The sequence below is a fragment of the Clostridium budayi genome, assembly GCF_055396605.1.
The window spans coordinates 2218734-2245505 of the sequence record NZ_AP042456.1 but is presented as its reverse complement, the minus strand read 5'-3'; the positions used below and the strand labels follow the sequence as shown (position 1 = coordinate 2245505).

Here is a 26772-nt window from a genome sequence, read left to right as displayed (position 1 = left end):
ATCTTTTTAAAGACAATAAAATTAATATATTATGAAGAGAAATTTTTCTTTAAAAGTAGAAGTTGTGTGGAATTTTTAGAAAAAATTTGATAAAATGTTAAATATGTAAATAAAGGGTTAACTAAAGATTAATAAATTAGTTAAAGGGTTAAGTTGTGGGGGATTTTTTATGAAAAGTCTTGTTAATAAGTTAGGAGAAAAGTATACTAAAATAGTAGAAAAAAGACCTTTTGTTGAAAGCATAATAACAATTTCATATACTATGATATTTGCACTTATAGTAGTTTTAACATCTAAGTTATTAGTAGGTGAAAAGATTGAACTTATGCCAAATGAAGTTGAGTATTCATACTATTTAGGAAATTATGATGACGCATTAGAGGAGTATTCAAAAAAAGAATCAGATAAAAAATGGCCAATATGGACAGTAAAAAAAGCTGAAATATACTCATTAAAAGGAGAGAAAGCATTATCAAATTCATTGTTAGAAAAAGCTTACAGACAAAGAAACGATCTTATAGAAAAGAAAGGAAAAGCTAAGTTTAAAGAGGAAGATAAAAAGCTTGGAAATTACATAACATTTACTTATCTGATGAATGGAGAATATGAGAAAGCAAAGCAATATGGAGAAGATTTTTTAAAGACTGATAGTGATAATGAAAAATTAAAAGAAACAATGATATCTGTATATTTAGCAAAGGGAGAAAAAGAAAAAGCTAAAAATATATTAAAGGATATTAACTTAGAAGATACTGCTTATGACATTTCAATATTTGCAAATTTAAATTTAATATTAGATAATAATGAGGAAATATATAAGTTACTAAAAAAATCTTTTGAAAAGGATAACAGTGATATTAGACTTTTAGATGTAATCGATCAATTTACAGAATGTAAAGAAGAGGAGATTATAAGCCAATTTGAAGACTGTTATAACAATGATAAAGATAGTGATATGAATAAAATATTTATATCAAGAATATATTCAGCAGATAAGAATAAATTAGAAGAGGCTAGTAATATAATAGATTCTGTTAGTGATGAAAATAAAGATTGTTTATTAGTACATGCTATAAAAATAGACATAAATAAAAAATTAAATAAAGACTATAAAGATAGTATTGAATATTTAAAAGAAGAATTTGAAGATAATTATGGAGCAAATTATATTATTGCAGAAGATTATCTTAAAGATGAGAATTTTGAAAAGACAATTGAGTATGGAATGAAATGTTTAGAGTTAAATGGTGAGTATAGTAAAGTATATGGGGAATTATTTAGTAATATGTTAATTAAGCAAAATAACATAGAAGCCACACCATCATATTTAAGAAGAAGTATTTATTATGAACCATTTAATTATAATATTATAGAAAACACTGCTAAATTTTATGATGAGACAAAACAAGATATAGAAACTTCATATGATTATTATAAATTAGCCTCTAAGATAGAAGAAAAAAGAGCCAATAATTATTATAATATGGCAGTTATAAATATTAAAAAAGAAGATGATGAATCTGTTATAGAAAATTTAGAGCATTTAGTTAGTGTGGATAATTCTAATGATGATTATTACAACCTGCTTGGAGCATATTATTTAAAAAATAATAATATGGACAAGGCTATAGAAAATTTAAAGAAAGCTTATAACATAAATAAAAATAATGTAAAAGTACTAAATAATGCAGCAATATATTATGCTATTCATGTAGAAGATATAGGAAGAGCTTATGAAAATATAAAATCAGCAGAAGAATTAAAAGGTGGATTAGAAGAACTTTTAATTGAAAGTTCAATAAAGAACAATTATGATACAATAAAATCAGCTAATGAACAGCTTGAAGATGGTAACTATAAAAAGATAGACATATCTCAAGTTGAAATATTATATTAAAACACAGCTTAGAAGAAGGAGTTAGAAGAATATGTATCCAATTAAATTTAAAAATTTATACTATGATAAAATTTGGGGAGGAAGAGACCTAGAAAAGTTTAGGGACAATATGCCAAAAGAAGGTCTTATTGGAGAGTCATGGGATATAGCATGTCATAGAAATGGGACTGGAGTAGTAGCGAATGGTGAGTTTAAAGGTACAAGATTTGATGACCTTATAAAAAAATTGGGTCATGAACTTGTTGGTAATAAAATAGAAACTGAAAATTTCCCATTATTAATAAAACTTATTAATGCAAATGATAAATTATCAGTTCAAGTTCATCCAGGGGATGAGTATGCAAAAAGAGAAGAAAATGACCTTGGAAAAACTGAAGCTTGGTATGTTGTTGATGCAAAAGAAGGTGCTACACTTATAGTTGGTACAAAAGATTGTGACAAAGAAATTTTTGAAAAAGCAATAAATGAAGGAAACCTATCACCTTATTTAAATGAAATTCCAGTAAAGAAAGGCGATATGTTCTATGTAAAGAGTGGATTAGTACATGCTATCTGTGAAGGGGTTGTAATTGCAGAAATTCAACAAAATAGTGATACAACTTATAGAGTTTATGATTATAATAGAGGAAGAGAAATTCATGTGCAAAAAGCTCTAGATGTTATAGATTTCTCATTAAAGGGAGAAAACATAAAAGGAATAACAATTCATGAAGATGGATATGATAAAACAATACTTTGCCTTGGAGAATACTTTGCAATAGAAAAGTATGAAATTAAAACTAACGCAAAAGAACAAAGTGATAAAAATAGATTCTTCTTATTCACTTGTGTTGAAGGAAATGGAGAAATAATTTCTAATGGAGAAAGTTTAGAAATTAAAATGGGAGATAGTATATTAATACCTGCTTATCTTGGAGAATATGAACTAAAAGGAGAATTTACTCTTCTTAAGAGTTACGTTCCAGATGTTTCAGAAGAAAAAGAAAAAATCTTAGCTAGTGTTTTAAAATAATATAAATTAAAAAAAGTAGAGGTATGCGTATTTGGGGCACACCTCTACTTTTTTATTATGTTTTTAAATATTACTATTACATGAATAATATGGACAATATATTAAATAACAATTATAATTAAAAAGTCAATAATTTTTGAAAGTGAGTGAGAATTGGTGGGGTTAGATTTAATTTTAATACTTAAAGCAATTATTATTTCTATTGTAGAAGGCCTTACAGAATTTGTTCCTGTATCTTCAACAGGGCACATGATTTTGGTTGGAGAACTAATTAATTTTAAGGGCGAGTTTGCTAATATGTTTACTGTTGTAATACAACTAGGTGCAATACTTGCAGTAGTAGTGTTATATTGGAAGAAGATTAGTAGTAGTGTGGTACAATTTTTCCAATATATATTTACAGGTGGAAAAGAAGGTAAAACTGGTTTTAGATTTGGAATAAATGTAATTGTTGGGTCAATACCAGCAATGATAATTGGACTTTTATTACATGATGCAATTAAAGGTTTATTTACGCCAGTAGCTGTAATATATGGTTTTATAGTTGGAGGTATACTTTTAATAGTAATAGAAAATATTTTTAGAAAAAGAAGACCAAAAGCAACTAATATAGATGATATTACACCAAAGGAATCACTAGTTGTTGGGGTAGCTCAATGTTTTGCTATGTGGCCTGGAATGTCTAGAAGTGCTTCAACTATAATGGGGGGATGGATAGGTGGACTATCAACTCCTGTTGCAGCAGAATTTTCATTCTTCTTAGCAATACCTGCTATGTTTGGATCAACATTATTAGATATGATTAAATTTGATTATTCAATAATGGATACTACAAATTGGGTTGCTTTAGCTGTAGGATTTGTTGTTGCATTTATAGTTGCATTAGTAGTAATGAATAAATTTGTAAGCTACTTAAAGAAGAAACCTATGAGAGTATTTGCAGTATATAGAGTAATAGTTGGAGTATTACTTGCTATACTAGTATTTACAAACATAATTTCATTACCACCATTATAGAATGTTATAAAGCTTAGCCAAATTTATTTTTGCTAAGCTTTTTTATAAGTTACTTAAAATTACTGTAATATGTTAAAAAAATATCTTTAATATATTAATGAATTATGATATTATAAGAAAAAGGACAATTTACTTTTTATGCTAAAAATGAAAACAATTGCAATTGATGTCGCGAGATTGTTTTTAGCAAAGTTAATTAAATTTTTTTGTTTTAAATTGTCAGAAAATAAAGAAGATTTAATTAATAATATTTGTATAAACGGGTAGAGGGGGATTTGTGAGATGACAAAAGCAATAAAGAAAATAGCTTTATTAACTGGTGGAGGAGATTGCCCAGGTTTAAATGCGGTAATTAGAGCTGTTACTAGAACTGCCATTTTAAATTATGGATATGAAGTTATAGGATATAAGTTTGGGTATCGTGGATTATATAATAATGATTTTATACCATTAACTTTAGAGTCAGTATCAGGAATACTTCATAGAGGAGGAACAATTCTTTATAGTTCAAATAAAGACAACCTTTTTGATTACCTAGTAGAAGAAGACGGAAAAATGGTAAAGAAAGATGTATCGGATGTAGCAGTTGAGAACTTAAAAAAGGAGGGGGTTGATGTATTAGTCGTTATAGGCGGGGATGGAACTTTAACTTCAGCTAGAGATTTCTCAAGAAAAGGAATAAAAGTAATAGGAGTTCCTAAAACTATAGATAACGATTTAGCATCAACAGACGTAACATTTGGATTTAATACTGCAATAGATGTTGCAACAGAAGCTTTAGATAGGCTTCATACAACAGCTGAATCACACCACAGAATAATGTTATGTGAAGTTATGGGAAGAGGTGCTGGATGGATAGCATTAGAATCAGGTATAGCAGGATCTGCAGATGTAATTTTATTACCTGAAATTCCTTACGATATAAATAAAATAGTAGAAAAAGTTAATGAGAGAAAAGCAGAAGGTAAACTGTTTACTATAATAGTTGTGGCAGAGGGTGCTAAGCCAAAGGATGGAGAGGTTGTAGTTTCAAAGATTGTGGAAGATAGTCCAGATCCAATAAGATTAGGTGGTATAGGAAATAAGTTAGCGGATGATTTAGAAAAGGTAATAAAAGATCATGAAGTAAGATGTACTGTTCTTGGTCATATACAAAGAGGAGGAAATACTTCAACTTTTGATAGAATATTATCAACAAGATACGGTGTTAGTGCTGTAGAGATGATAAATAAAGAATTATTTGGAAACATGGTTTGTCTAAAGGGTGATAAAATAACTTATGATAGTTTAGAGAATGTTATAGGTCAAAAGACAAAACAAGTTGATCCGGAATGTGAATTAGTTAATATAGCTAAAAAAATAGGCATTTCTTTTGGAGATTAATTAAAAATACAGGACTTAGCCTATTGCTAAGTCCTTGTTTGTTATAAAAAACAAAAAATTTAAAATCTTCTAAAATTTATGAAAATATGGTATAATTTTATTAATATTAGGGCAGATTTTAATTTGAAAGCTGGAGGGTATTATGAAGGAGATTAAAAAATATTTAGAATCAAGAATTGGAACTTATGGCTTCTTTTTTGAAGACCTAAATAGTGGATTTGTGTATGGCTATAATGAAAACGTTCAAATGATTGCTGCTGGATGTATGAAGTTACCTGTTGCCATGGCACTTATAAAAGACGTTGAACTTGGAAAAGTTACATTTATGGATAAAATAAGAATAGATGGAGCTGATAAAGTTTACGGAACTGGAATAATACATGAATTTGATGCAAGAGATTATACAATATTTGAACTTTTAGTTGCTATGCTTATTCAAAGTGATAATACGGCAGCTAATAAAATTATAGACATCGTAGGTATGGAAAGAATAAATGATTACTTGAAAGAAATGGGTCTTAAGAATACTGTCCTAAATAGAAAAACAGCTGATGAAAGAAAAGAGAAACCAAAAGTTGAGAATCTAACTACTGCAAAAGATTTATCAATGGCTTGGAAAATATTATATGATGCTACATTCTTAAGTAAAGAAAATAGCACAATGCTTATAGATATACTTAGAAGACAACAAATAAAAAATAAATTAGCACTTTATATACCAGATGACTTAAAATATGAAATTTCAAGTAAAACTGGGGATAAACCTGGAGTTGAAAATGATACTGCGTTAATTCAATTATCAAAAGGAAGTTTCACATTTACTGTTCTTTCAATGGGAATTCCAAATAGTGTCTATGGAACAGTAACACTTGCTAAGTCAGGCAAAATGATGTGGGATGATATAATGAATAACTGGCACTAATAATAAAACCCTTGTAAATACAAGGGTTTTAATTTTTGTCTATTATTCTATTTTTATGCATAATACATTTATGTAGAATATTATAACATTATAAATAGAATAACTGTGCTTTTAGGTACCAATATCAGAGGTATGAATTTAGAGTTGATAAAAGAAAAATGAATTTGTTAATAATAAAAATTAATAGTAAACAATTACTTTTTAAGTTAAATTAAAATATCGAAATATTAAAATATTGTTTAAATAAATGTAATTATTTATTTAAAAATTAAAGCAATAAATATTATAGATATAAGTTAATATTATAGAATTTATACATAATAAAGTTCAATAATATTTCTTGAATTTTTACTGTTCATATATGAACTTTTAGTGAATTGACATCAAATATGGATGAGTATATTTTAAAAATGTAAATTAAATTATTCTTAAGGAGATGTTTTAAGTGTGTACTCACGTCCATATTTCAAGTAACAAAAATAATCTTTATTGGGGAAGGACTTTAGATACCGGATTTAATCCCTTTGATGTCGATTCAAAAATAACTATTGTGCCTAAAAATTTTACATTAGAAACACAAAGTAACCCTTGGAAAACAAAATATGCTTTTTTAGGTATAAACTTAGTAGGATCTACTGTATTTTTTGATGGAGTTAATGAAAAAGGTCTTGCTGGAGGACTTTTATTTTTAAATGCATGTACATGGGACAAGAAAGAGAATATAGAAAAAGAAGGACTTATACCAATTAATAGTGGTGAAATAGTTCCCTGGATTTTAAGTAATTTTGAAAGTGTAAGTGATATAAAGGAAAACATATCAAAGGTTGTAGTTACATCTGAAGATATTCCTTCATTAGGAGAATTAGGAAAAGGACATCCTCTTACTGTTCATTATACATTTACAGATAAAAAAGGTGATTCAGTTGTATTAGAACCAACAAATCATGGACATTTTCGTGTTTTCGATAATACGGTAGGGGTAATGGCAAATGATCCAACATTTGATTGGCATATGACTAATTTAGCAAATTATATGCAAGTGCAAGGATTTAATAGAAAGCAAAATAAATTAAATGAAAAAACAACAATTATACCAATTTCAAATGGTACAGGACTTCTTGGATTACCAGGTGATTATACTTCACCATCAAGATTTGTACGTGCAGCATATTTAAGAAATCTTATAGATGACGTTAGTGATGAAGAAGCACCAGCTTATTTATTTAGTGTTTTAAATTCAGTTTGGGTTCCAAAGGGTGTTGAACATTTCAATGAAAATGAAGAGGAATCAGACTTCTCAAGTTATATGTGTGCATATGATCAAAGTTTAGGAAAATTATATTTACGCGTTTTCAATCATATAGATACAATGGAATTCTCTTTAGAAAATGTTAAAAATGGTGAATTAGTAACTTATTCAGTTAAATAGAAAGAAATAAATTATTATATAAAACAAAATCTCAAGCTATTTAAGACTTAGAAATAGTTTGAGATTTTGTTTAGAGATTGCGTGAGAGAATATAATTGATAACTATAATTAAAAATAGAAACATAATATTGACAGATTATGTTTTACATGGTATTCTTACAGAAAAGATAACCTTTAATTTGATACAGAGAGATCAGTAAGGAAGTTATATTATTTTAATAAGTATTATTATAATTGGGATAATTATGCCTTCCTTTACATTAAGGAAGGCTTTTTTTATAATATAAAACTAAAAATGATACCTTTAAATTTAACACAGAGAGGTTAAGAAGGAGTGATATTATGTTAAAAAACAGACATCTAATTGATCCTAGAGATTTTACAGTAGATCAATTAGAAGAAATATTCGAATTAGCACATCAAATAATAAAAAATCCAAAAGAATATGCCAAAGTATGTGATGGCAAAATTCTAGCAACTCTATTTTATGAGCCTAGTACTAGGACAAGATTTAGTTTTGAATCAGCAATGATGAGACTAGGTGGGAATATCTTAGGTTTTTCAGAACCAAATTCAAGTTCAGCATCAAAAGGTGAAAGCCTTGCAGACACTATAAAAATGGTATCAATATATTCAGATATTATTGCAATGAGACATCCAAAAGAGGGTGCAGCAAAAGTAGCTAGTTTATATTCAAGTGTACCAATAATAAATGCAGGTGATGGTGGACATCAACATCCAACACAAACATTAACAGATCTTTTAACAATAAAATCATTAAAGGAAGGATTAGAAAATCACACTATAGGAATATGTGGAGATTTAAAATTTGGAAGAACAGTCCATTCTTTAATAAAAGCTATGGGAAGATATAAAGGAAATAAATTCATACTTATATCACCAAAAGAACTTCAAATACCACATTATATAAGAGATGAAGTATTAAGAAAAAATAATATAGAATTTAGAGAAGTTGAAAAACTTGAAGATGTAATAGAAGAACTAGACATACTTTATATGACTAGAATTCAAAAAGAAAGATTCTTTAACGAGGAAGAATACTTAAGGCTAAAAGATAGCTATATATTAGATAAAGAAAAAATGAATTTTGCTAAAAAAGATATGATAGTTATGCATCCACTACCAAGAGTAAATGAAATATCAATAGAAATTGATAATGATGATAGGGCAGCATATTTTAAACAAGCAGAATACGGAATGTATGTAAGAATGGCTTTAATATGCAGATTATTGGGGGTATGTTAGTATGCTAGAAATAACAAGTATTAAAAATGGACTAGTAATAGATCATATAAAAGCAGGATTTGGAATAAAAATATTTAATCACTTAAATTTAGAAAAATCAGATTTAAGCGTAGCTTTAATAATGAATGTTAAGAGTAATAGAGGCGGTAGAAAAGATATTATAAAAGTAGAGGGCATAGAAGAAATTAATTATGAAATTTTAGCAATGATATCTCCAAATATAACAATTAATGAAGTAAGAGATGAAAAAATAATTAATAAAATAGTCCCTAACTTACCTAAAAAGGCTCAAAATAAAATAGTTTGCGAAAATGAGAGATGTATAACACAAAACGAAGATTATGTGCCTCAAAGTTTCATATTAGTAGATGAAAAAGAAGCAACTTATAGATGTGAATATTGCGATCATATTTGTAAATTAAAATAATCTAAAAAGAGGTGTTTAATTTGAATATATTAATAAAAAATGCAAATGTAGTAGATTCAAGCCAAAATTTTATTGGTGATGTTTATATAGAAAATGGAAAGATAAAAGAACTTGGAACAAGCATAAATAAAAATGATGTGGATATTGTAGATGCAAAAGGACTTACTTTAATGCCAGCATTTGTTGACACACATGCTCACTTTAGAGATCCAGGATTAACTTATAAAGAAGATTTAGAAACAGGATCAAGAGCAGCACTTAGAGGTGGATATACTGGAGTATGCCTTATGGGAAATACAAGTCCAACTTGCTCAACAAAAGAAGTGTTAGACTATGTAAAAAGTAAAGAAGAAAGCTTAAAACTTATAGATATACATCAATGTGTTACTATAACAAAAAATTTTGATGGAAAAACTTTATCTCACTTAGAAGATTTTAAAAATGATAAAAGAGTTAAAGCAATATCAGATGATGGAGTTGGAGTTTCTGACTCAAGAATTATGATGGAAGCTATGAAAATAGCAAAAGAAAATGATTGGGTAATAATGTCACATGCAGAATCAAATGAATTTTCAGATATTGATATGAGACTTGCAGAAAATATGATGACATGGAGAGATATAACTTTAGCAAAAGTAACGGGGGCTAAGCTTCATATGGCTCATGTTAGCACAAAAGAAGCAATGAAATATATTATAGATGGAAGGTGTAGCGGGGCTAATGTTACATGTGAAGTAACACCTCATCATATAGCTTTAACAAATGATAAAAATAATTATAGAGTAAATCCACCAATTAGAGAGAAAAGTGATGTGGATTTCTTACTAAAAGCAATAAGTCATGGAGATGTTGAATGTATTGGCACAGACCATGCACCACACACTACAGAAGATAAAGAAAAGGGTTCACCAGGAATGGTTGGACTTGAAACAGCCTTCCCAATTTGCTACACAAAACTAGTAAAAGAAGGAGTTATAACAATTAATAAGTTATCAGAGATGATGTCTAGAAACCCAGCTAAGATTTTAAAGATGAATAAAGGAAATATTAGCATAGGATTAGATGGTGATGTAGTGCTTTTAGATCTTAATAAGGAAATAATAATAAATTCAGATAAGTTTTATTCAAAGGGAAAAAATACACCATTTGAAGGAATGAAATACTATGGTGAAGTAGTTATGACAATAAAAGGTGGACGAGTTCTATATAAAAAGTAAGTGAGGGGAATTTATGAAAAATATAATAGATAGATTATATGAAAGAGTGGAAGAAAGAGGAGTAGTATGTGTAGGGCTTGATACTGATATATCATACGTTCCTGAGTTTATAAAGAATGGAAGAAGCAATAAAGAAGCAATAGTTGAGTTTAATAAAAGGATAATAGATGAGACTTTTGATGTAGCTGCATGTTTTAAAGTACAAATAGCTTATTATGAAGCGTTAGGAATAGAGGGCCTTGAAGCATATAGAGATACTATAAAATATCTTAGAGAAAAGGGCGAAATAGTAATTGCAGATATAAAAAGAGGAGATATAGATGCTACAGCAAAAATGTATGCAAAAGCACATTTTGAAGGTGATTTTGAGGCGGACTTTATAACAGTAAGTCCTTATATGGGAATGGATAGCATCATGCCATATATTCCTTACATTGAAAGTGGCAAAAAAGGATTATTTAGCTTAGTTAGAACATCCAATAAAGGTGCAATAGATATCGAATATATAAAAAGTAAAGACGGAAAAAATGTATACGACATTGTTGGAGAAAAGGTATTAGAACTTGGAAAACCATATGTTGGAGACTGTGGATATACTCCAATGGGTGGAGTTATAGGATGCACTCATAAAGAAGAGGGAGCTAAAATAAGAGAAAACTTAAAGGAAATGTTCTTCTTAATACCAGGATATGGAGCGCAAGGTGGAAAAGCTGAAGATGTAGCACTTTACTTAAGAAACGGTAACGGTGGAGTGGTTAATTCATCAAGAGGAATTTTACTAGCTTATAAAAAGAGAAATGAAAGAGAAGAAAATTTTGCAAAATGTGCAAGAGAAGAAGCTATTAAAATGAGAGACGAAATAAGAAAAGCTTGCGAAGTTTAGGAGGAGTTTAAATGAGTATATCATATGAGAATGTTAATGTTATAAGCAATGAAAGAATTACTAACGATATTTATAAATTAGTTGTTGAATCAAAGGGAGATATAAAATGTGGGCAATTTTATATGCTTAAAACTCAAAATGCACTTCTTCCAAGACCTATAAGTATATGTGAAAAAGAAAATGACAAGCTAACTTTTATATATGCAGTAGTTGGAAAGGGAACAGAAGAAATTTCAAGACTTAAAGAAGGGGATAACATAAATATTACAGGACCCTTAGGGAATGGATTTGATGTATCAAAAAATCTTGGAAAAGTCGGAATAGTTGTTGGGGGAGTTGGTACAGCTCCAATGATTCAAGTTTGTAAGGAACTTAGAAAAAATAATACTGCAAGAAGTATTGATGTATATGCAGGGTTTAGAGATGAAGTATATTTAATAGATGAATTTAAGAAATATTCTGATGATGTGAAGATTGCAACAAATAGTGGCACAGTTGGACATAAAGGATTCGTAACAGATATGTTAGATACAAAAATGTATGATGTAATACTAGCTTGTGGCCCTGAAGTTATGATGAAAAAAGTAATTGAAATGTGCAAAGAAACTAATACAAAGGTATATGTATCAATGGAAAAACATATGGCTTGTGGAGTTGGGGCATGCTTAGTATGCACTTGTAAAACTAAAGATGGAAATAAGAGAACTTGTAAAGATGGTCCAGTCTTTGATGGATACTATGTAGAGTTATAGGGGGAGTTAGTATGCTAAAAGTTAATATAGGTGGAATAGAATTTAAAAATCCTGTTATAGCTGCATCAGGTACATTTGGATTTGGAGAAGAGTACAATAATTTTTATGATGTAGGGATACTTGGAGGGATATCTTCTAAAGGACTTACTATAAATAAAAAAGAAGGTAATAATGGAATAAGAGTTTATGAAACCCCAAGTGGAATGATGAATTCTGTTGGACTTCAAAATCCAGGTATAGATGGATTTATAGAAAATGAACTTCCAAAAATGAAGAAGTTATCTACAAATATCATTGCAAATGTAGGTGGAGGATGTATTGAAGATTATGAAATGGCTGTAAGCAAATTAAATAACACAGATATAGATATGATAGAGCTTAATATATCTTGCCCTAATGTAAAGTCAGGTGGAATGGCATTTGGAATAAAAAGTGATGTTGCATATAATGTAGTTAAAAAAATTAAAGATATTACAAATAAGCACTTAATGGTTAAGCTTTCACCGAATGCAGAAAATATAGTTGATATGGCAGTTAAATGTAGAGAAGCTGGAGCAGATTCTATATCTCTTATAAATACTTTAAAAGGTATGGCTATAGATATAAAAAATAGAAAACCTGTCTTTGATAATGTATATGCAGGACTTTCAGGACCAGCTGTAAAACCAGTAGCACTTAGAATGGTACATGAAGTAAGTAAAGTGCTAGATATACCTGTTATAGGACTTGGTGGAATATCAACATATGAAGATGCTATAGAATTTATAATGGCAGGAGCAACTGCAATACAAATTGGAACAGTTAATTTTATGAATCCAATGGCTGGAAAAGAAATTATAGAAGGTATGGAAGAATTCTTAATCAGAGAAGGAATTAAGGATATTAATGAAATAAGAGGAATTATATAAAAGAGAGTTTTGGAGGGATTTAAACATGGAAAATTATAAAAAAGAGTTTATTGAATTTATGATAGAATGTGGAGTTTTAACTTTTGGTGATTTTGTAACAAAGAGTGGTAGAAAGACACCTTTCTTTGTAAACACTGGTAACTATAAAACAGGAAGTCAGCTTAAAAGATTAGGAGAATTTTATGCAAAAGCAATAAAAGAAAAGTTTGATGATGAATATGATGTTTTATTTGGACCAGCATATAAGGGAATACCATTAACAGTAACAACAACTATAGCTTTATCTGACATTTATAATATAGATGCTCGTTACTGCTCAAATAGAAAAGAAGTTAAAGATCATGGAGATAAAGGAATACTTCTAGGAAGTAATTTAAAAGATAATGATAGAGTTTTAATAGTTGAGGATGTTACAACAGCAGGTACATCAATATATGAAACAATGCCTATATTAAAGGAACAGGGTGATGTAGATGTTAAAGGACTTATTATATCAGTAGATAGAATGGAGAGAGGAAAAGGAAATAAATCTGCCTTAACAGAGATAAGAGAAAAGTTTGGATTTAAAACTTGCGCTATAGTTACAATGAAAGAAGTAATAGATTATTTATATAATAAAGAGATAAATGGAAAAGTAATAATAAACGATGACATAATGGAAAGAATAAGAAAGTATTATGAACAATATGGAGCAGAAGAATAAAATAGATAAGGCTTTTATTTACAAAAAGTCTAATTAATATACAATATGTACACAAAAGGCACTGAATGTTAAAAAAACTTTTACATTTGGTGCCTTTTAGTTTAAAATAGTTATTGGGAGAAGATTTAATTATTGATAACGTTTTTCAAATGAAAATATTTATTGACTATGTGTGCATAGTCAAATATAATTAAATCATAATTAATGATGTGAAAGAGAGGCGAAAACATTATGTTTAAAGGATGGGAAGGCTTTAAAGAAGGAAACTGGCAAAAAGAAATTGATGTCAGAAACTTTATTCAAAATAACTATACTCCATATGAAGGAGATGATTCTTTCTTAAAGGGAGCAACTGAAAACACAACTAAGTTATGGAATGAAGTAAGTGAGCTATTTAAGAAAGAAAGAGAAAATGGTGGAGTTTTAGATGTTGATACTAAAACAGTATCAGGAATAAATGAATATGCACCTGGATATATAGACAAAGCAATTGAAAAGATAGTTGGGGTACAAACTGATGCTCCACTTAAGAGAGCTGTTATGCCACAAGGTGGTATAAGAATGGCAGAAAATGCAGCTAAAGCGTATGGATATGAAGTTGATGGTAGAATATCAGAAATATTCACTAAGTACAGAAAAACTCATAATCAAGGTGTATTTGATGTATATACTGATGAAATGAGATTAGCTAGAAAATATGGTATAGTAACAGGACTTCCAGATGCTTATGGTAGAGGAAGAATTATAGGTGACTATAGAAGAGTAGCTTTATATGGTGTAGATAGATTAATTGAAGATAAAATGGAGCAAAAGAAGAGCTTAGAAGTTAACACTATTGATTCAGATGTAATTCAATTAAGAGAAGAAATTACTGATCAAATATCAGCTTTAAAAGAACTTAAAGAAATGGGATTAAGCTATGGATTTGATTTATCAAAGCCTGCAACGAATGCTAAAGAAGCTGTTCAATGGCTTTACTTTGCATACTTAGCTGCAATTAAGCAACAAAATGGTGCTGCTATGTCATTAGGTAGAACTTCTACTTTCTTAGATATATATATTCAAAGAGATTTAGATGCAGGAGTAATCACTGAAGAAGAAGCTCAAGAAATAATGGATCATTTTGTAATGAAACTTAGATTAGTTAAGTTCTTAAGAACACCAGAATACAATGATTTATTCTCAGGAGATCCAACTTGGGTAACTGAATCAATAGCTGGTATTGGAATAGATGGAAGAAGCTTAGTTACTAAGAATTCATTTAGAGTTCTTAACACACTTTATACACTAGGACCATCACCTGAACCAAATTTAACAGTATTATGGTCAACTAGATTACCTCAAAACTTTAAAGATTTCTGTTCAAAGGTATCTATTGATACAAGCTCAGTTCAATATGAAAATGATGATTTAATGAGAGAATATTGGGGAGATGATTACGCTATTGCTTGTTGTGTATCTGCTATGAAAATAGGTAAGCAAATGCAATTCTTTGGCGCAAGAGTTAACTTAGCGAAAACTTTACTTTATACTATAAATGGTGGTAAAGATGAGAAGTCAGGAGTACAAGTAGCACCTAAGATGGCACCTATAACAAGTGAATATTTAGATTACAATGAAGTAATGGAAAAATTTGATGTAATGACAGATTGGTTAGCAAATCTTTATGTTAATACTTTAAATTGCATCCATTACATGCATGACAAGTATTCATATGAATCACTTCAAATGGCGTTACACGATAGAGATGTATTTAGAACAATGGCTTGTGGTATAGCTGGTTTATCAGTTTGTGCTGACTCTTTATCAGCTATTAAATATGCTAAAGTTAAGCCTATAAGAAATGAAGAAGGAATTGCAGTTGACTTTGAAGTTGAAGGAGATTTCCCTAAATACGGAAATGATGATGATAGAGTAGATGAAATAGCTGTATTCTTAGTTAAGAATATGATGGACAAGATCAGAAAAAATAAGACTTATAGAAATTCATATCATACTCAATCTATATTAACTATAACTTCAAATGTAGTATATGGTAAGAAAACAGGAACAACTCCATGTGGAAGAAAAGCTGGAGAACCATTTGCACCAGGAGCTAATCCAATGCACGGAAGAGATTCAAGTGGATCACTTGCATCATTAAACTCAGTTGCTAAGCTTCCATATGAACATTCACAAGATGGTATATCAAATACTTTCTCAATAGTTCCAGATGCTTTAGGTAAATCAGAAGAAGAGAGAATATCTAACTTAAGTAATATGTTAGATGGATACTTTGGTCAAAGAGCTCATCACTTAAATGTTAATGTCTTTAACAGAGAAACATTATTAGACGCAATGGAAAGACCAGAAGAATATCCACAATTAACTATTAGAGTTTCAGGATATGCTGTAAACTTCATTAAGTTAACTAGAGAACAACAACTTGATGTTATAAACAGAACATTCCACTCAAAAATGTAATATTTATATTATTAAAATTTAGTGAAATTTCAAATTATCCTCTGCTAGGTTTATACTTAGCAGGGGATATGTATTATAATTTTAAATAATTAATTGATGATTTAAAATTTATAAATAAATCTTATTTATAAGCTTTAAATTATCAATTGTTCAAGGAGGAAGTTTTAATGACTATAGGAAAAATTCATTCAATAGAAACTATGGGACTTGTAGATGGTCCAGGTATAAGAGTAGTTGTATTTTTGCAAGGATGTTCTTTAAGATGTAAGTATTGTCATAATCCTGATACATGGGAATATGGATGTGGTGAGGAATACACACCATCTCAATTAGTAAATAAGATAAAAAGATATAAGCCTTATTTTAACACTTCAAATGGTGGAGTTACATTTTCAGGTGGAGAGCCTTTAAGACAACCAGAGTTTTTAATTGAAGTATTAAAATTATGTAAAAAAGAGGGGATACATACGTGTATAGATACTTCAGGATTTGGAGTTGGGATGTATGATGAAATATTAAAACATACAGATTTAGTTCTTTTTGATATAAAAGATCTAACAAGAGAAGGATATAAAAATGTAACTTTAATGAATATTGATGAATCTTTAAAATTCCTTGAAGCAGTACAAAATAGTGGAACAAAGATGTGGATAAGGCATGTTGTTGTGCCAGGATTAACTGATGGGGAAGAACATATTAGAGAACTAAAGAAATTTATAAAGACTTTAAAAAATGTAGAGAAAGTAGAACTTCTTCCATATCATTTACTTGGAGTAAATAAATATGAGAATATGGGATTAGCATATCCATTAGAAGGAATACCTCAAATGGATAAAGAAGTTATAAAAAGATACTATGAAATATTAGATGAAAATTAAAAGGATTGGGCATAAATTGCTCAATCCTATTTTTATGCTATTTATTTTTTTTAGATTTTTTATTATTCCCTTTACAATTCCCATTTTTATTATCTAAAGTATCGTTATTTTCAGTAGCAGCAAGTTCTTTTTCTGCTTCTTCTTTTTCCCTTCTCGCAATAAGCTTCTCTGGTGAATAGAAATAAGTAACTGAAATTAAAAATGCAGCTGGAAATGAAATAACAAGATTTTTAAATACGAAATTAAAAACAACTGTAATTCCAACCAAAGAAAGCACAAATTTAATTAAAGTTTTAAATTGAGTATTCATAAATAAATCCTCCCCACAAATAAATACAATATAAATTATACAGCATAATGGAAACAGTTACAATATTTGCATACTGTAACTGTTTATAAAAATAAATTAATTTTCGTTTTTAATTATGTCAGAGAAGTATCCATGAGGTATAATTTTTCTCTTTAATCCTTCAATAACTGTTAAATAAGTCGCGGCAGTATCGAATCTTGCATCATGATAATTACCACTACCTTCAAATAATTCATTAGCCTTATTTTCTATTTGTTCTTTTGAAATATTTAAATATGATATAACTTCTTCAAGTTTTGGATTTTTGTAAGTTCCATTTGGCTTTAATATTTTGCAAATATCTTTATAATAAGCCATAGTACAGAATGTTCTCTTTGGTTCATAGTTTGCACCAAGATATAAAAGTTCACTATGCATAAACTTTATATCAAAATTTACGTTATGACCAATTACGAAATCAGCTTCCATAAAATCATCGATAAAGTCTGCAACTGAATCTTCAAAATACATACCAGAAGATAATTCATATAATTTTTCTAAGGAAAATCCATGTACTGCTTCAGCATTTGGATCCATTTCATCTACAGCAAAGAAAAAGTTTTTCCCTACAGTTTTTTGAGGTTTAGTTGATGTATCAACTGTTATATAACTTAATTGGCATATATGGCCAGGTCTTATGCTTGTTGTTTCTGTATCAAAAAATAATAGTTTCATTAAACATCCTCCTAAATTTCTTATGGGCATAAAATAATTATATACTACATTTTAAAAATATTAAAATAAAATTAAATCTTAGTGAATTGGTAAGAATTATTGAATTTTATATGGAAAAATAGTATAATAGAAGAAAATAATTCTGACAAAAATACTATGAATTATTAAGAATAATATGAAATATAATAATAGTCTGAATTTTGGGAAAGATATAGATTATATATAGGACTAGGAGGAATTTTTATGATAAGTGATAGCAAAAGAAAAGTTTCAATAATAGGAGCAGGATTCGTTGGAGCAACAACAGCTTATGCATTAATGAATAGTGGTATAGCTACAGAAATATGCATATATGATATAAACATGGATAAAGCTGTAGGCGAGGTAATGGATTTAGTACATGGTACATCATTTGTAAAGCCTGTAAATGTATATGCTGGTTCATTAGAAGAAACAAAGGATTCAGATATAGTAATAATTACAGCAGGAGTAGGACAAAAAGAAGGAGAAACTAGATTAGATATAATCGATAAGAACTATAAAATATTCCAAGGTTTCGTTCCTGAAATTGCAAGATTAAGTCCTAATTCAATCTTATTAGTAGTTTCAAATCCAGTAGATGTTTTAACTTATATAACTTATAAGTTATCAGGATTCCCTAAAGAAAGAGTAATAGGTTCAGGTACTGTATTAGATACTTCAAGATTAAAATATGTATTAGGTAAATACTTTAATGTAAACAACACTAATATTCACTCATATGTAATAGGTGAACATGGTGATAGTGAAGTTGTAACATGGAGCAACGGAAGAGTCGGTGGAGAAGACTTTGATATGTATGCAAAACAATTAGATCTTGAATGGGATAATGATATAAAGAAAGTAATAGAAGAAGATGTTAAAAATGCAGCATATGAAATAATAAGTAGAAAGAAAGCAACATACTTTGCAGTTGCACTTGCAGTTAACAGAATAGTTGAAGCTATATTTAGAAATGAAAATAGTATATTAACTGTAGATTCATTATTTGAAGGACAATATGGAATTGAAGATATGTATCTTGCAATACCTACTATAGTAAATAGAGGTGGAGCGCAAGAAATAATTCAAATTTCATTAGCAGATGATGAACTTAATAGATTAAAAGAATCAGCAACAATATTAAAGAAACATTTAAATGAATGTAATGTTTAGAGTTTAATAAAAAAAATATTGAATATTTTAAAAACTTTATAAAATAGTATTTGTAATCCTCCTTGAAGTTGTATATAATAATATATAAATTTAAGGAGGGCTATTTATTTATGGAAAAAAACAACATAATTATACCAAAAGATTATAAAAGCAGTTCTACATTAATAGAAACTGAAGTATTTATAAAAAGCATAAAGGATTATTTTGAAAGAAATTTAGCAGAAGAGTTAAACTTAATTAGAGTTTCAGCACCTCTTTTTGTAAATTCAAATTCAGGGTTAAATGATGATCTTAATGGGGTAGAAAGACCAGTAAAATTTGATCTTTTAGCTTCAAATGAAGATGTTGAAATAGTTCATTCACTTGCAAAATGGAAGAGAATGAGTCTTCATAGATATGGATTCCCAGTAGGAAAAGGATTATACGCAGATATGAATGCAATTAGAAGAGATGAAGAACTTGATAATATACATTCTATATATGTAGACCAATGGGACTGGGAACTTATAATAAATAAAGAAGATAGAAATTTAGAGTTTTTAAAGAATATTGTAAAGAAGATATACAGTGTATTTAAAAATACTGAAAATTATGTAAGAGAAAATTTAGTTAAAATAGATGAAGAACTTCCAGAGGAAATATTTTTTATTACATCTCAAGAATTAGAAGATATGTATAAAGATTTAACTCCTAAAGAAAGAGAAGATGCAATTTGCAAGGAAAAAGGTGCAGTATTTATAATGCAAATAGGAAAAGATCTAGCATCAGGAGAAAAACATGATGGTAGAGCTCCAGATTATGATGATTGGAATTTAAATGGAGATATACTTTTCTGGAATAATGTATTAGATAGAGCTATAGAGTTATCATCAATGGGAATAAGAGTTGATGAAAAGTCATTAAGAGCTCAATTAAAAGAAGCAAATTGTGAAGAAAGAGAAAATTTAGAATTCCATAGAGCATTATTAGATGGAAAGCTTCCATATACAATAGGTGGAGGAATTGGACAATCAAGAATATGTATGTACTTTTTAAGAAAAGCACATATTGGAGAAGTTCAAGCATCTGTATGGGATGATTTAAATAATAAAATATGTGAAGAAAATGGAATAGTATTATTATAATAATATTTCTAAAAGAGCCACTTTTTAAGTGGCTCTTTTTTATTAATTAAAATAAATTTATAAAATCCTTACTAAATATATAATTTTATTAACTATTTAAACAAGTTGTTACAAAATTTAATTTAAATTACAAAAAAATAAGAATAAATTAACAAAAATTATAGACATTCTTGGTAAAAAATGAAGATAAATATGAGAATGGTTAGAATTTTGAAAAAATTTAGACTAGTATAAGTAAAGAAAGTCTATTATAATATAATTATTAAAATAAATTTTACATTTGATTTATTTTCTTAATAAATAATATGGTTAATATAGTGATAGTTTTATATTTTAAGGAGGTATAGATGAGACACGAGGAAAAAAATAATGAACAAGATAAAAATAAAGAAAAAAAGAAAATGTCTAAAAAGAAAAAAGTATTAATATCAATAAGTATAATATTACTTCTTATATTAGTTAGTGCAGGAGTATTTTATTTTTATGTAAGAGGTAAAATATATCAACAAAACCCAGGTGCCTCACAGGATGTAACATATGAAGAACAACCAGGAATAACAAACATATTATTAATAGGAACTGATGCTCGTAAGCTAGATGAAGCTGCAAGAGCAGATGCTATTATAATAGCTACAATAGATAATAATCATAAGAAACTAAAGTTAACATCAATCATGAGAGATACATTAGCAAAAATTCCAGATCACGGAGAGCAAAAAATTAATGCGGCATTAGCTTATGGTGGTCCAGATTTACTTATGAAAACTATAAACGAAAACTTTAATTTAAATTTAAACAAATATGTTATGGTAAACTTTGGCGGATTCAAAGAGATAATAGATGAAGTTGGCGGAATTGAAGTGGACATACATGATTATGAAATTCCAGAACTTAATAAATTTATTGGAGAATATGAAAAAGTTAAATCACCAAAAATAACTGAAACAGGAATGCAAAAGTTAGATGGACAACAAGCATTAGCATATGCAAGAATAAGAAAAGTAGGTAATGGAGATTATGAAAGAACTGAAAGACAAAGAAGAGTTATAGACTTAGTTACTCAGAAATTTAAAGATCTAAGTCCTCTTAAATATCCATCAGTAATGTCTTCACTATTACCATATATCAAAACAAACATAGAGCCATTTATGATGCTTAATTATGCGTATACAGCTTCCAAGTTCCCAAGTTTAACATTTGAACAGTTAAGAGTTCCATTTAGTGATGAAATATCATGGGGAGGTCTTTACAAAAATAAAGGATGGGTACTTATAGTTGATAGAGAACAAAATGCTAAAATTATGCGTGAATTTATATTTGATGATAAAACACCAGATGCAAATAGTTATAGTGTAAAGGAATGGAAAGAAAAGTTAGCTTCATACCTTAATGAAAATAATGAACACATTAAGGAAAATGGTCCACTTAAGGATTATGATGATGACTATATTCCACCAGTAACTAGTAGCAAAAATGAAAATAGTACTCAAAATAGTACTCAAAATAGTACTCAAAATAAAAAACCAGTAACTACACCACCAAAGGATACAATAAATAAACCTGATAAAGAAGAAGATAAAACAGATAATAATAATAATAACAACAATAATAATAACAATAATAATAATAACAATAATAATAATAATAATAATAATAATAACAACAATAATAATAATAATAATAATAATAATAATAATAATAATAATAATGACAATAATAACAATAAACCAGGAAGTGGTACTGGCTCAGGTTCAGGAAATGGAACAACAGATAAAGAAGAAAATAATCAAAGTTCTGCAAATGCTTCAGAAGCTAATCATCAGCTAAATAAAGCTTATAGAAGATAATATAACAATAATTAAAAACACAGTTTGTTTTTTCAAACTGTGTTTTGTGTTATAATACTTTAAAATGGAAAAGGAGAAAAATTTTATGGGATATATATATTCAAAAATATTAATGATACCAGCCATATTATTAGGATTTACTTTTCATGAGTATGCTCATGCAAAAATGGCAGATAAACTAGGAGATAAAACAGCAAGATTCCAAGGAAGGTTAAATTTAAACCCACTTACACATGTGGACCCTCTAGGATTTTTAATGATACTAGTCGCTGGAATAGGGTGGGCGAAACCTGTACAAGTAAATCCAGCAGCTTTTAAAGATAAATATAAGGATGATTTAAAGGTGAGCCTTGCAGGACCTCTTGCAAACTTAGGAGTAGCTTTATTTGGGGGAATATTATTATTTATAGTTATGGCACTTGTTTTTTCTAATATTCTTACAGGTGCATTAAGTCAAATTTTATATGATATATCAATGCAAATTATTTATATAAATGTAATGTTATTTATATTTAACTTATTACCACTTCCAGGACTAGATGGATGGAGTGTATTTAGAGATTTAAGTCCAAAACATTTTTATAGAGTATCAGATAAAATATATCAATACCAATTTATAATTTTAATAGCTATAGTCATAATAGGAGCACCAATTATATCTATACCAGTTAGATTTATATCTACTCAAATAATTAATATAGTACAATTATTGTTAATGGCTGTATTTTAAAAAGCATTCAATGCATGTAACTTGCATTGAATGCTTTTTTTAAACTTGTTCTATTAACAATGTTCTGTTAAAGATTTCTTTAAATGAATAAGCACCTCTCATAGCTTGACGTATTTCAAGTTCTAAGTTTAAATTAGATTTTAATTCTAATTTAACACTTTCTTGCGTTATAATAACATTTATATCTTTAACAGCACCTTCAAGGCTTCTATCTAGGCCTTCTGCTATTCTAAGTATTGCTCCCATATACTCGATTGTATTTACATCAATTTTGTTTATTATAGAACAAAATTGAGGGAATGGTATATGGTATTGATTATTTCTATGACAAGCTGCAACAGAAGCACTCAAGAATAACTCTTTTTGAGTTAATCCATTTATATAAGAATTTAAAATTATATAAAAACTATGCTTATGATGATTATAGTAATCTATACTAATTCCACAATCATGCAAAAGTGAAGCTGTTTTTAAAACTTTTAAATAACAATCATTTAATTTATGAAGAGGTTTAAGTTCCTCATATAATTTTTGTGCAATAGAGTAAACATGATGTGCATGGTTTTTATTAATATTTAATTTATTCATAATCCCGTTTATACTAAATGTTAGCATATCTTTATTATAATTGTATTTATTTTCAATATACTCATACATAATACCTTCTCTTAAACCTCTAGAAGATGTAATAATATCACTTACTCCTGTATGTGTAAGTATATTTTGGAATATACAAAGTCCTGCAACTATTATATCAGCACGTTCCCTTGGAAGTCCTTCAACCATTTTACGTTGTTTAAGATTTTTAGATTTTAATAAATTATATATGTCATGAACATCTATATCATTAAGAGTGTAATTATGTGCAACCCCAAAAGGATAGCGTTTTCTTATTCTATCAATTTGACCTAGACATGTAATTGTACCACCAACACCAATTATAGAATCAAATTTATATTCTTTAAGCCAAGTACATTCGTTTAATAAATTATTTATTTTAGAAACTGTATTTTCTAAATCTTCTCTTAAGATTCTATCTTGTAAATGATATTCAGATGTAAGGTTTAATGTACCAACAGGAATAGAATGATATTTTTCTATTTTTCTATTCTTTACCCAAGCTAGATGAGTAGCAGTACCCTCTATATCAACTATAAGAGAATTATTAAAGTATATAGTATTAGATATACCAAGGAAATTATAATAAATTTCTTTTTCTATGTTTAGTATAGTTACATCAATATCTAATTCATCTTTAATTAAATTAATAAGATAATCACTATTAGAAGCACTTCTAAAAGATTCTGTAGCTATAGCGATAATTTTTTCTGCGCCAGATACCTGACACATAGACTTAAAAACTCTAAGATTTGATAATGTAATATTTAATTTTTCCTCAGAGATTTTATCATTATCAACAAGATCCTGACATAATCTTACTGATGTTTTAAGTTCATCTATAGGTCTAAAATAGCCATTTTCCTCAACTTCATTTAATGTTAGGGTGACTGAATTTGCTCCTATATCAATGACACCAATTCTTTTCATAACAAACTCCTTAAATATCAATTAAATTTAAATATTAAAACTATTATACAACATTTTTTATTAAATTGTATTAAATATAATAATATTTAAGTATTTATTGACATTAACAAAGTAAAGTATGTATAATATATGAAAGAAAAGTAAAATATAAAATTCTGTGATGAGGAAAGTAGGATAATTGATTCTTTTAGCGAGTAAGGAGTTTGGTGTAAGCCTTATAAGATAAATTATTTGAAACAGAGCCTTTAAGAAGCGCCTGAAATGAGTAGGGAGAGCCGCAAGAATTAATCGCTTGCGTTATCAAAATAGAGTGGCATTTCTTTATGCAAATAGAGTGGTACCGCGGAAATTTGTTATTGTTCCGTCTCTTATTATATATAAGAGGCGGTTTTTTATGCTCATAAATTATGTTTTACAAAATATACAGAAAATTACAGGAGGAATTTAAATGGATTATAAAGAAATAATTGCAAAGTTAATAAAAGAACATGTTGACTTAGAAATAGAAGACATTAAAAAACTTATTGAAATACCACCAAAATCAGATATGGGAGATTTTGCATTCCCATGTTTCCAATTAGCTAGAGTTATGAGAAAAGCTCCAAATATGATAGCTGAAGAATTAGCTTCAAAATTAAACAAAGAAGGATTCGAAAGAATAGAAAACTTAGGACCATATGTTAATTTCTTTGTTGATAAAGAAGCATTTACAAAAAATGCAATAGAAACAGTTTTAACTGAGGGTGAAGATTACGGTAAATCAAATATAGGAGAAGGAAAAACTGTATGTGTTGAATACTCATCACCAAATATAGCAAAGCCTTTCCACGTTGGTCACCTTTTCTCAACATCAATTGGTAACTCACTTTATAAATTATTCAAAGAAGAAGGTTACAATGTAGTTGGTATAAATCACTTAGGAGACTGGGGAACTCAATTTGGTAAGCTTATATCAGCTTATAATAGATGGGTTGATGAAGAAGCATTAGAAAAAGATGCAATATCAGAACTTTTAAGAATATACGTTAAATTCCATGATGAAGCAGAAAAAGATCCATCATTAGTAGATGAAGGAAGAATGCACTTTAAGAGACTAGAAGAAGGTGCAGAAGAAGAAACTGCTCTATGGAAGAGATTTAGAGAACTTAGCTTAAAAGAATTTAATAGAGTTTATGACTTATTAGGAATTAAATTTGATTCTTTAGCTGGGGAAGCATTCTATAATGATAAAATGCAAGTTGTTATAGATGAATTAAAAGAAAAGAATCTTTTAACTGAGAGTAATGGTGCTCAAGTTGTTATGTTAGATGAATATAACATGCCTCCTTGTATAGTATTAAAGGGAGACGGAGCAACAATATATGCAACAAGAGATTTAGCTGCTGCAAACTATAGAAAGAATACTTACGATTTTGATAAGTGTGTTTATGTAGTTGGTACTCCACAAGCATTACACTTTAAACAAGTATTTAAAACATTAGAACTTGCAGGTAAAGACTGGGCTAAAGATTGCGTTCATGTAGGATTTGGATTAGTTAAATTTGCAGACGGTGGAATGTCAACAAGAAAAGGAAAAGTTGTTCTTTTAGATGATTTATTAAGTGAAGCAGTTTCAAAGACTCTTGAAATAATAAATGAAAAGAATCCAGAACTTGAAAATAAAGAAGAAGTTGCTAAGAAGATAGGTATTGGTGCGGTTATATTCACATATCTTAAGAATTCAAGAGAAAAGGATATAATCTTCGATTGGAAAGAAATACTTTCATTTGAAGGGGAAACTGGTCCATACGTTCAATATTCATATGCTAGAGGAAATAGTATATTAGAAAGAGCTGGAGAAGTAGATTTAACTAATATTGATTATAGCAAGTTAAATTCAAAAGAAGAATTTGAACTTATAAAATCTCTAGAAAGCTTTAAGAAAAATATTCACTTAGCTATTGAGAAGTTTGAGCCTTCAGTTATGTCAAGATACGTTATTGAAGTTGCTAAGTTATTTAATAAGTTCTACAATGCTCACTCAGTATTAAACTTAGAAGATGAAGAACTTAAAAAAGCAAGACTTGCATTAGTAAAAGCAAGTTTACAAGTAATAAAGAACGGATTAGGATTACTTGGAATAGAAGTTGTAGAAAAAATGTAATATCA

At 28.4% G+C, this 26772-nt stretch carries 23 protein-coding genes and 1 other annotated feature; of the genes, 20 read left to right on the top strand and 3 right to left on the bottom strand.

The features are described from left to right. Window positions 1–169 precede the first annotated feature (169 nt). The 15 genes from ACZ5TJ_RS10760 (at window position 170) to pflA (ending at window position 17157) form a co-directional block, all read left to right on the top strand. A complete protein-coding gene (locus ACZ5TJ_RS10760) occupies window positions 170–1897 on the top strand; it encodes a tetratricopeptide repeat protein (protein ID WP_464199567.1) in 1728 nt (575 codons plus the stop codon). 31 nt (window positions 1898–1928) lie between these two features. Then, entirely contained in the window at window positions 1929–2909 is a 981-nt protein-coding gene (gene manA, locus ACZ5TJ_RS10755) for a mannose-6-phosphate isomerase, class I (protein WP_464199565.1), read from the top strand. A 156-nt stretch (window positions 2910–3065) separates the two neighbouring features. Further along, complete coding sequence (locus tag ACZ5TJ_RS10750) at window positions 3066–3926, top strand: undecaprenyl-diphosphate phosphatase (protein WP_079286455.1); 861 nt, start codon at window positions 3066–3068, stop codon at window positions 3924–3926. A 282-nt stretch (window positions 3927–4208) separates the two neighbouring features. Beyond that, window positions 4209–5309, top strand: coding sequence for a 6-phosphofructokinase (locus ACZ5TJ_RS10745; protein WP_079286456.1), 1101 nt, complete (start codon window positions 4209–4211; stop codon window positions 5307–5309). Between the two features lie 142 nt (window positions 5310–5451). Beyond that, on the top strand, window positions 5452–6231 hold the full coding sequence (locus tag ACZ5TJ_RS10740) for a serine hydrolase (RefSeq protein ID WP_464199562.1): 780 nt from the start codon (window positions 5452–5454) through the stop codon (window positions 6229–6231). Window positions 6232–6676: 445 nt separating this feature from the next. Continuing rightward, window positions 6677–7660, top strand: coding sequence for a linear amide C-N hydrolase (locus tag ACZ5TJ_RS10735; protein WP_464199560.1), 984 nt, complete (start codon window positions 6677–6679; stop codon window positions 7658–7660). A gap of 342 nt (window positions 7661–8002) precedes the next feature. Continuing rightward, a complete protein-coding gene (pyrB, locus tag ACZ5TJ_RS10730; protein ID WP_464199558.1) occupies window positions 8003–8926 on the top strand; it encodes an aspartate carbamoyltransferase in 924 nt (307 codons plus the stop codon). A gap of 1 nt (window position 8927) precedes the next feature. Beyond that, window positions 8928–9353 (top strand): aspartate carbamoyltransferase regulatory subunit, encoded by a 426-nt coding sequence (locus ACZ5TJ_RS10725; protein WP_464199556.1) that lies wholly within the window; start codon window positions 8928–8930, stop codon window positions 9351–9353. A gap of 20 nt (window positions 9354–9373) precedes the next feature. Then, complete coding sequence (locus tag ACZ5TJ_RS10720) at window positions 9374–10570, top strand: dihydroorotase (RefSeq protein ID WP_464199554.1); 1197 nt, start codon at window positions 9374–9376, stop codon at window positions 10568–10570. Between the two features lie 13 nt (window positions 10571–10583). Continuing rightward, window positions 10584–11453 carry an orotidine-5'-phosphate decarboxylase gene (gene pyrF / locus ACZ5TJ_RS10715; RefSeq protein ID WP_464199552.1) on the top strand — a complete coding sequence of 290 codons (870 nt, stop codon included), beginning with the start codon at window positions 10584–10586 and terminating at the stop codon, window positions 11451–11453. Window positions 11454–11464: 11 nt separating this feature from the next. Continuing rightward, on the top strand, window positions 11465–12205 hold the full coding sequence (locus ACZ5TJ_RS10710; RefSeq protein ID WP_464199550.1) for a dihydroorotate dehydrogenase electron transfer subunit: 741 nt from the start codon (window positions 11465–11467) through the stop codon (window positions 12203–12205). A gap of 11 nt (window positions 12206–12216) precedes the next feature. Continuing rightward, window positions 12217–13113, top strand: a complete 897-nt coding sequence (locus tag ACZ5TJ_RS10705) for a dihydroorotate dehydrogenase (RefSeq protein WP_464199548.1) — start codon at window positions 12217–12219, stop codon at window positions 13111–13113. 25 nt (window positions 13114–13138) lie between these two features. Beyond that, window positions 13139–13816 carry an orotate phosphoribosyltransferase gene (gene pyrE / locus ACZ5TJ_RS10700; protein ID WP_464199546.1) on the top strand — a complete coding sequence of 226 codons (678 nt, stop codon included), beginning with the start codon at window positions 13139–13141 and terminating at the stop codon, window positions 13814–13816. Between the two features lie 231 nt (window positions 13817–14047). After that, entirely contained in the window at window positions 14048–16279 is a 2232-nt protein-coding gene (pflB, locus tag ACZ5TJ_RS10695; RefSeq protein WP_464199544.1) for a formate C-acetyltransferase, read from the top strand. 167 nt (window positions 16280–16446) lie between these two features. Next, a complete protein-coding gene (gene pflA, locus ACZ5TJ_RS10690) occupies window positions 16447–17157 on the top strand; it encodes a pyruvate formate-lyase-activating protein (RefSeq protein WP_464199542.1) in 711 nt (236 codons plus the stop codon). Window positions 17158–17194: 37 nt separating this feature from the next. On the opposite strand, the gene ACZ5TJ_RS10685 is transcribed toward pflA, so the two are convergent. Both ACZ5TJ_RS10685 and ACZ5TJ_RS10680 read right to left on the bottom strand, forming a co-directional pair. Continuing rightward, a complete protein-coding gene (locus ACZ5TJ_RS10685) occupies window positions 17195–17467 on the bottom strand; it encodes a hypothetical protein (protein WP_464199540.1) in 273 nt (90 codons plus the stop codon). 96 nt (window positions 17468–17563) lie between these two features. Further along, window positions 17564–18181 carry a 3'-5' exonuclease gene (locus ACZ5TJ_RS10680; protein WP_039314426.1) on the bottom strand — a complete coding sequence of 206 codons (618 nt, stop codon included), beginning with the start codon at window positions 18179–18181 and terminating at the stop codon, window positions 17564–17566. A gap of 243 nt (window positions 18182–18424) precedes the next feature. Here ACZ5TJ_RS10680 and ACZ5TJ_RS10675 point away from each other — a divergent pair, with 243 nt between their 5' ends. The 4 genes from ACZ5TJ_RS10675 (at window position 18425) to ACZ5TJ_RS10660 (ending at window position 23076) form a co-directional block, all read left to right on the top strand. Further along, window positions 18425–19375, top strand: a complete 951-nt coding sequence (locus ACZ5TJ_RS10675) for an L-lactate dehydrogenase (protein WP_039314429.1) — start codon at window positions 18425–18427, stop codon at window positions 19373–19375. A 110-nt stretch (window positions 19376–19485) separates the two neighbouring features. After that, entirely contained in the window at window positions 19486–20499 is a 1014-nt protein-coding gene (gene asnA, locus ACZ5TJ_RS10670; RefSeq protein WP_039314432.1) for an aspartate--ammonia ligase, read from the top strand. A gap of 347 nt (window positions 20500–20846) precedes the next feature. Next, the gene (locus ACZ5TJ_RS10665; RefSeq protein ID WP_464199536.1) at window positions 20847–22346 is read left to right on the top strand and encodes an LCP family protein; all 1500 of its coding nucleotides are present in this window, start codon (window positions 20847–20849) and stop codon (window positions 22344–22346) included. Between the two features lie 85 nt (window positions 22347–22431). Then, entirely contained in the window at window positions 22432–23076 is a 645-nt protein-coding gene (locus tag ACZ5TJ_RS10660) for a site-2 protease family protein (protein ID WP_464199534.1), read from the top strand. A gap of 39 nt (window positions 23077–23115) precedes the next feature. Here the strand turns inward: ACZ5TJ_RS10660 and ACZ5TJ_RS10655 are convergent, their stop codons facing one another. Next, a complete protein-coding gene (locus ACZ5TJ_RS10655; RefSeq protein ID WP_464199532.1) occupies window positions 23116–24624 on the bottom strand; it encodes a Ppx/GppA phosphatase family protein in 1509 nt (502 codons plus the stop codon). A 148-nt stretch (window positions 24625–24772) separates the two neighbouring features. Then, window positions 24773–24996, top strand: a binding site (T-box leader). 76 nt (window positions 24997–25072) lie between these two features. Between ACZ5TJ_RS10655 and argS the strand changes: the two genes are divergently transcribed. Continuing rightward, the gene (gene argS, locus ACZ5TJ_RS10650) at window positions 25073–26767 is read left to right on the top strand and encodes an arginine--tRNA ligase (RefSeq protein WP_464199530.1); all 1695 of its coding nucleotides are present in this window, start codon (window positions 25073–25075) and stop codon (window positions 26765–26767) included. Window positions 26768–26772: the final 5 nt, after the last annotated feature.

Bases quoted from the DNA above. Each gene is read 5' to 3' on its own strand.
- ACZ5TJ_RS10705 (WP_464199548.1), top strand. From the start codon at position 12,217: ATGCTAAAAGTTAATATAGGTGGAATAGAATTTAAAAATCCTGTTATA.
- ACZ5TJ_RS10745 (WP_079286456.1), top strand. From the start codon at position 4,209: ATGACAAAAGCAATAAAGAAAATAGCTTTATTAACTGGTGGAGGAGAT.
- ACZ5TJ_RS10675 (WP_039314429.1), top strand. From the start codon at position 18,425: ATGATAAGTGATAGCAAAAGAAAAGTTTCAATAATAGGAGCAGGATTC.
- pflB (WP_464199544.1), top strand. From the start codon at position 14,048: ATGTTTAAAGGATGGGAAGGCTTTAAAGAAGGAAACTGGCAAAAAGAA.
- ACZ5TJ_RS10725 (WP_464199556.1), top strand. From the start codon at position 8,928: ATGCTAGAAATAACAAGTATTAAAAATGGACTAGTAATAGATCATATA.
- ACZ5TJ_RS10740 (WP_464199562.1), top strand. From the start codon at position 5,452: ATGAAGGAGATTAAAAAATATTTAGAATCAAGAATTGGAACTTATGGC.
- ACZ5TJ_RS10665 (WP_464199536.1), top strand. From the start codon at position 20,847: ATGAGACACGAGGAAAAAAATAATGAACAAGATAAAAATAAAGAAAAA.
- ACZ5TJ_RS10655 (WP_464199532.1), bottom strand. From the start codon at position 24,624: ATGAAAAGAATTGGTGTCATTGATATAGGAGCAAATTCAGTCACCCTA.
- argS (WP_464199530.1), top strand. From the start codon at position 25,073: ATGGATTATAAAGAAATAATTGCAAAGTTAATAAAAGAACATGTTGAC.
- ACZ5TJ_RS10760 (WP_464199567.1), top strand. From the start codon at position 170: ATGAAAAGTCTTGTTAATAAGTTAGGAGAAAAGTATACTAAAATAGTA.
- asnA (WP_039314432.1), top strand. From the start codon at position 19,486: ATGGAAAAAAACAACATAATTATACCAAAAGATTATAAAAGCAGTTCT.
- ACZ5TJ_RS10680 (WP_039314426.1), bottom strand. From the start codon at position 18,181: ATGAAACTATTATTTTTTGATACAGAAACAACAAGCATAAGACCTGGC.
- pyrF (WP_464199552.1), top strand. From the start codon at position 10,584: ATGAAAAATATAATAGATAGATTATATGAAAGAGTGGAAGAAAGAGGA.
- manA (WP_464199565.1), top strand. From the start codon at position 1,929: ATGTATCCAATTAAATTTAAAAATTTATACTATGATAAAATTTGGGGA.
- pyrB (WP_464199558.1), top strand. From the start codon at position 8,003: ATGTTAAAAAACAGACATCTAATTGATCCTAGAGATTTTACAGTAGAT.
- ACZ5TJ_RS10685 (WP_464199540.1), bottom strand. From the start codon at position 17,467: ATGAATACTCAATTTAAAACTTTAATTAAATTTGTGCTTTCTTTGGTT.
- ACZ5TJ_RS10710 (WP_464199550.1), top strand. From the start codon at position 11,465: ATGAGTATATCATATGAGAATGTTAATGTTATAAGCAATGAAAGAATT.
- pyrE (WP_464199546.1), top strand. From the start codon at position 13,139: ATGGAAAATTATAAAAAAGAGTTTATTGAATTTATGATAGAATGTGGA.
- pflA (WP_464199542.1), top strand. From the start codon at position 16,447: ATGACTATAGGAAAAATTCATTCAATAGAAACTATGGGACTTGTAGAT.
- ACZ5TJ_RS10660 (WP_464199534.1), top strand. From the start codon at position 22,432: ATGGGATATATATATTCAAAAATATTAATGATACCAGCCATATTATTA.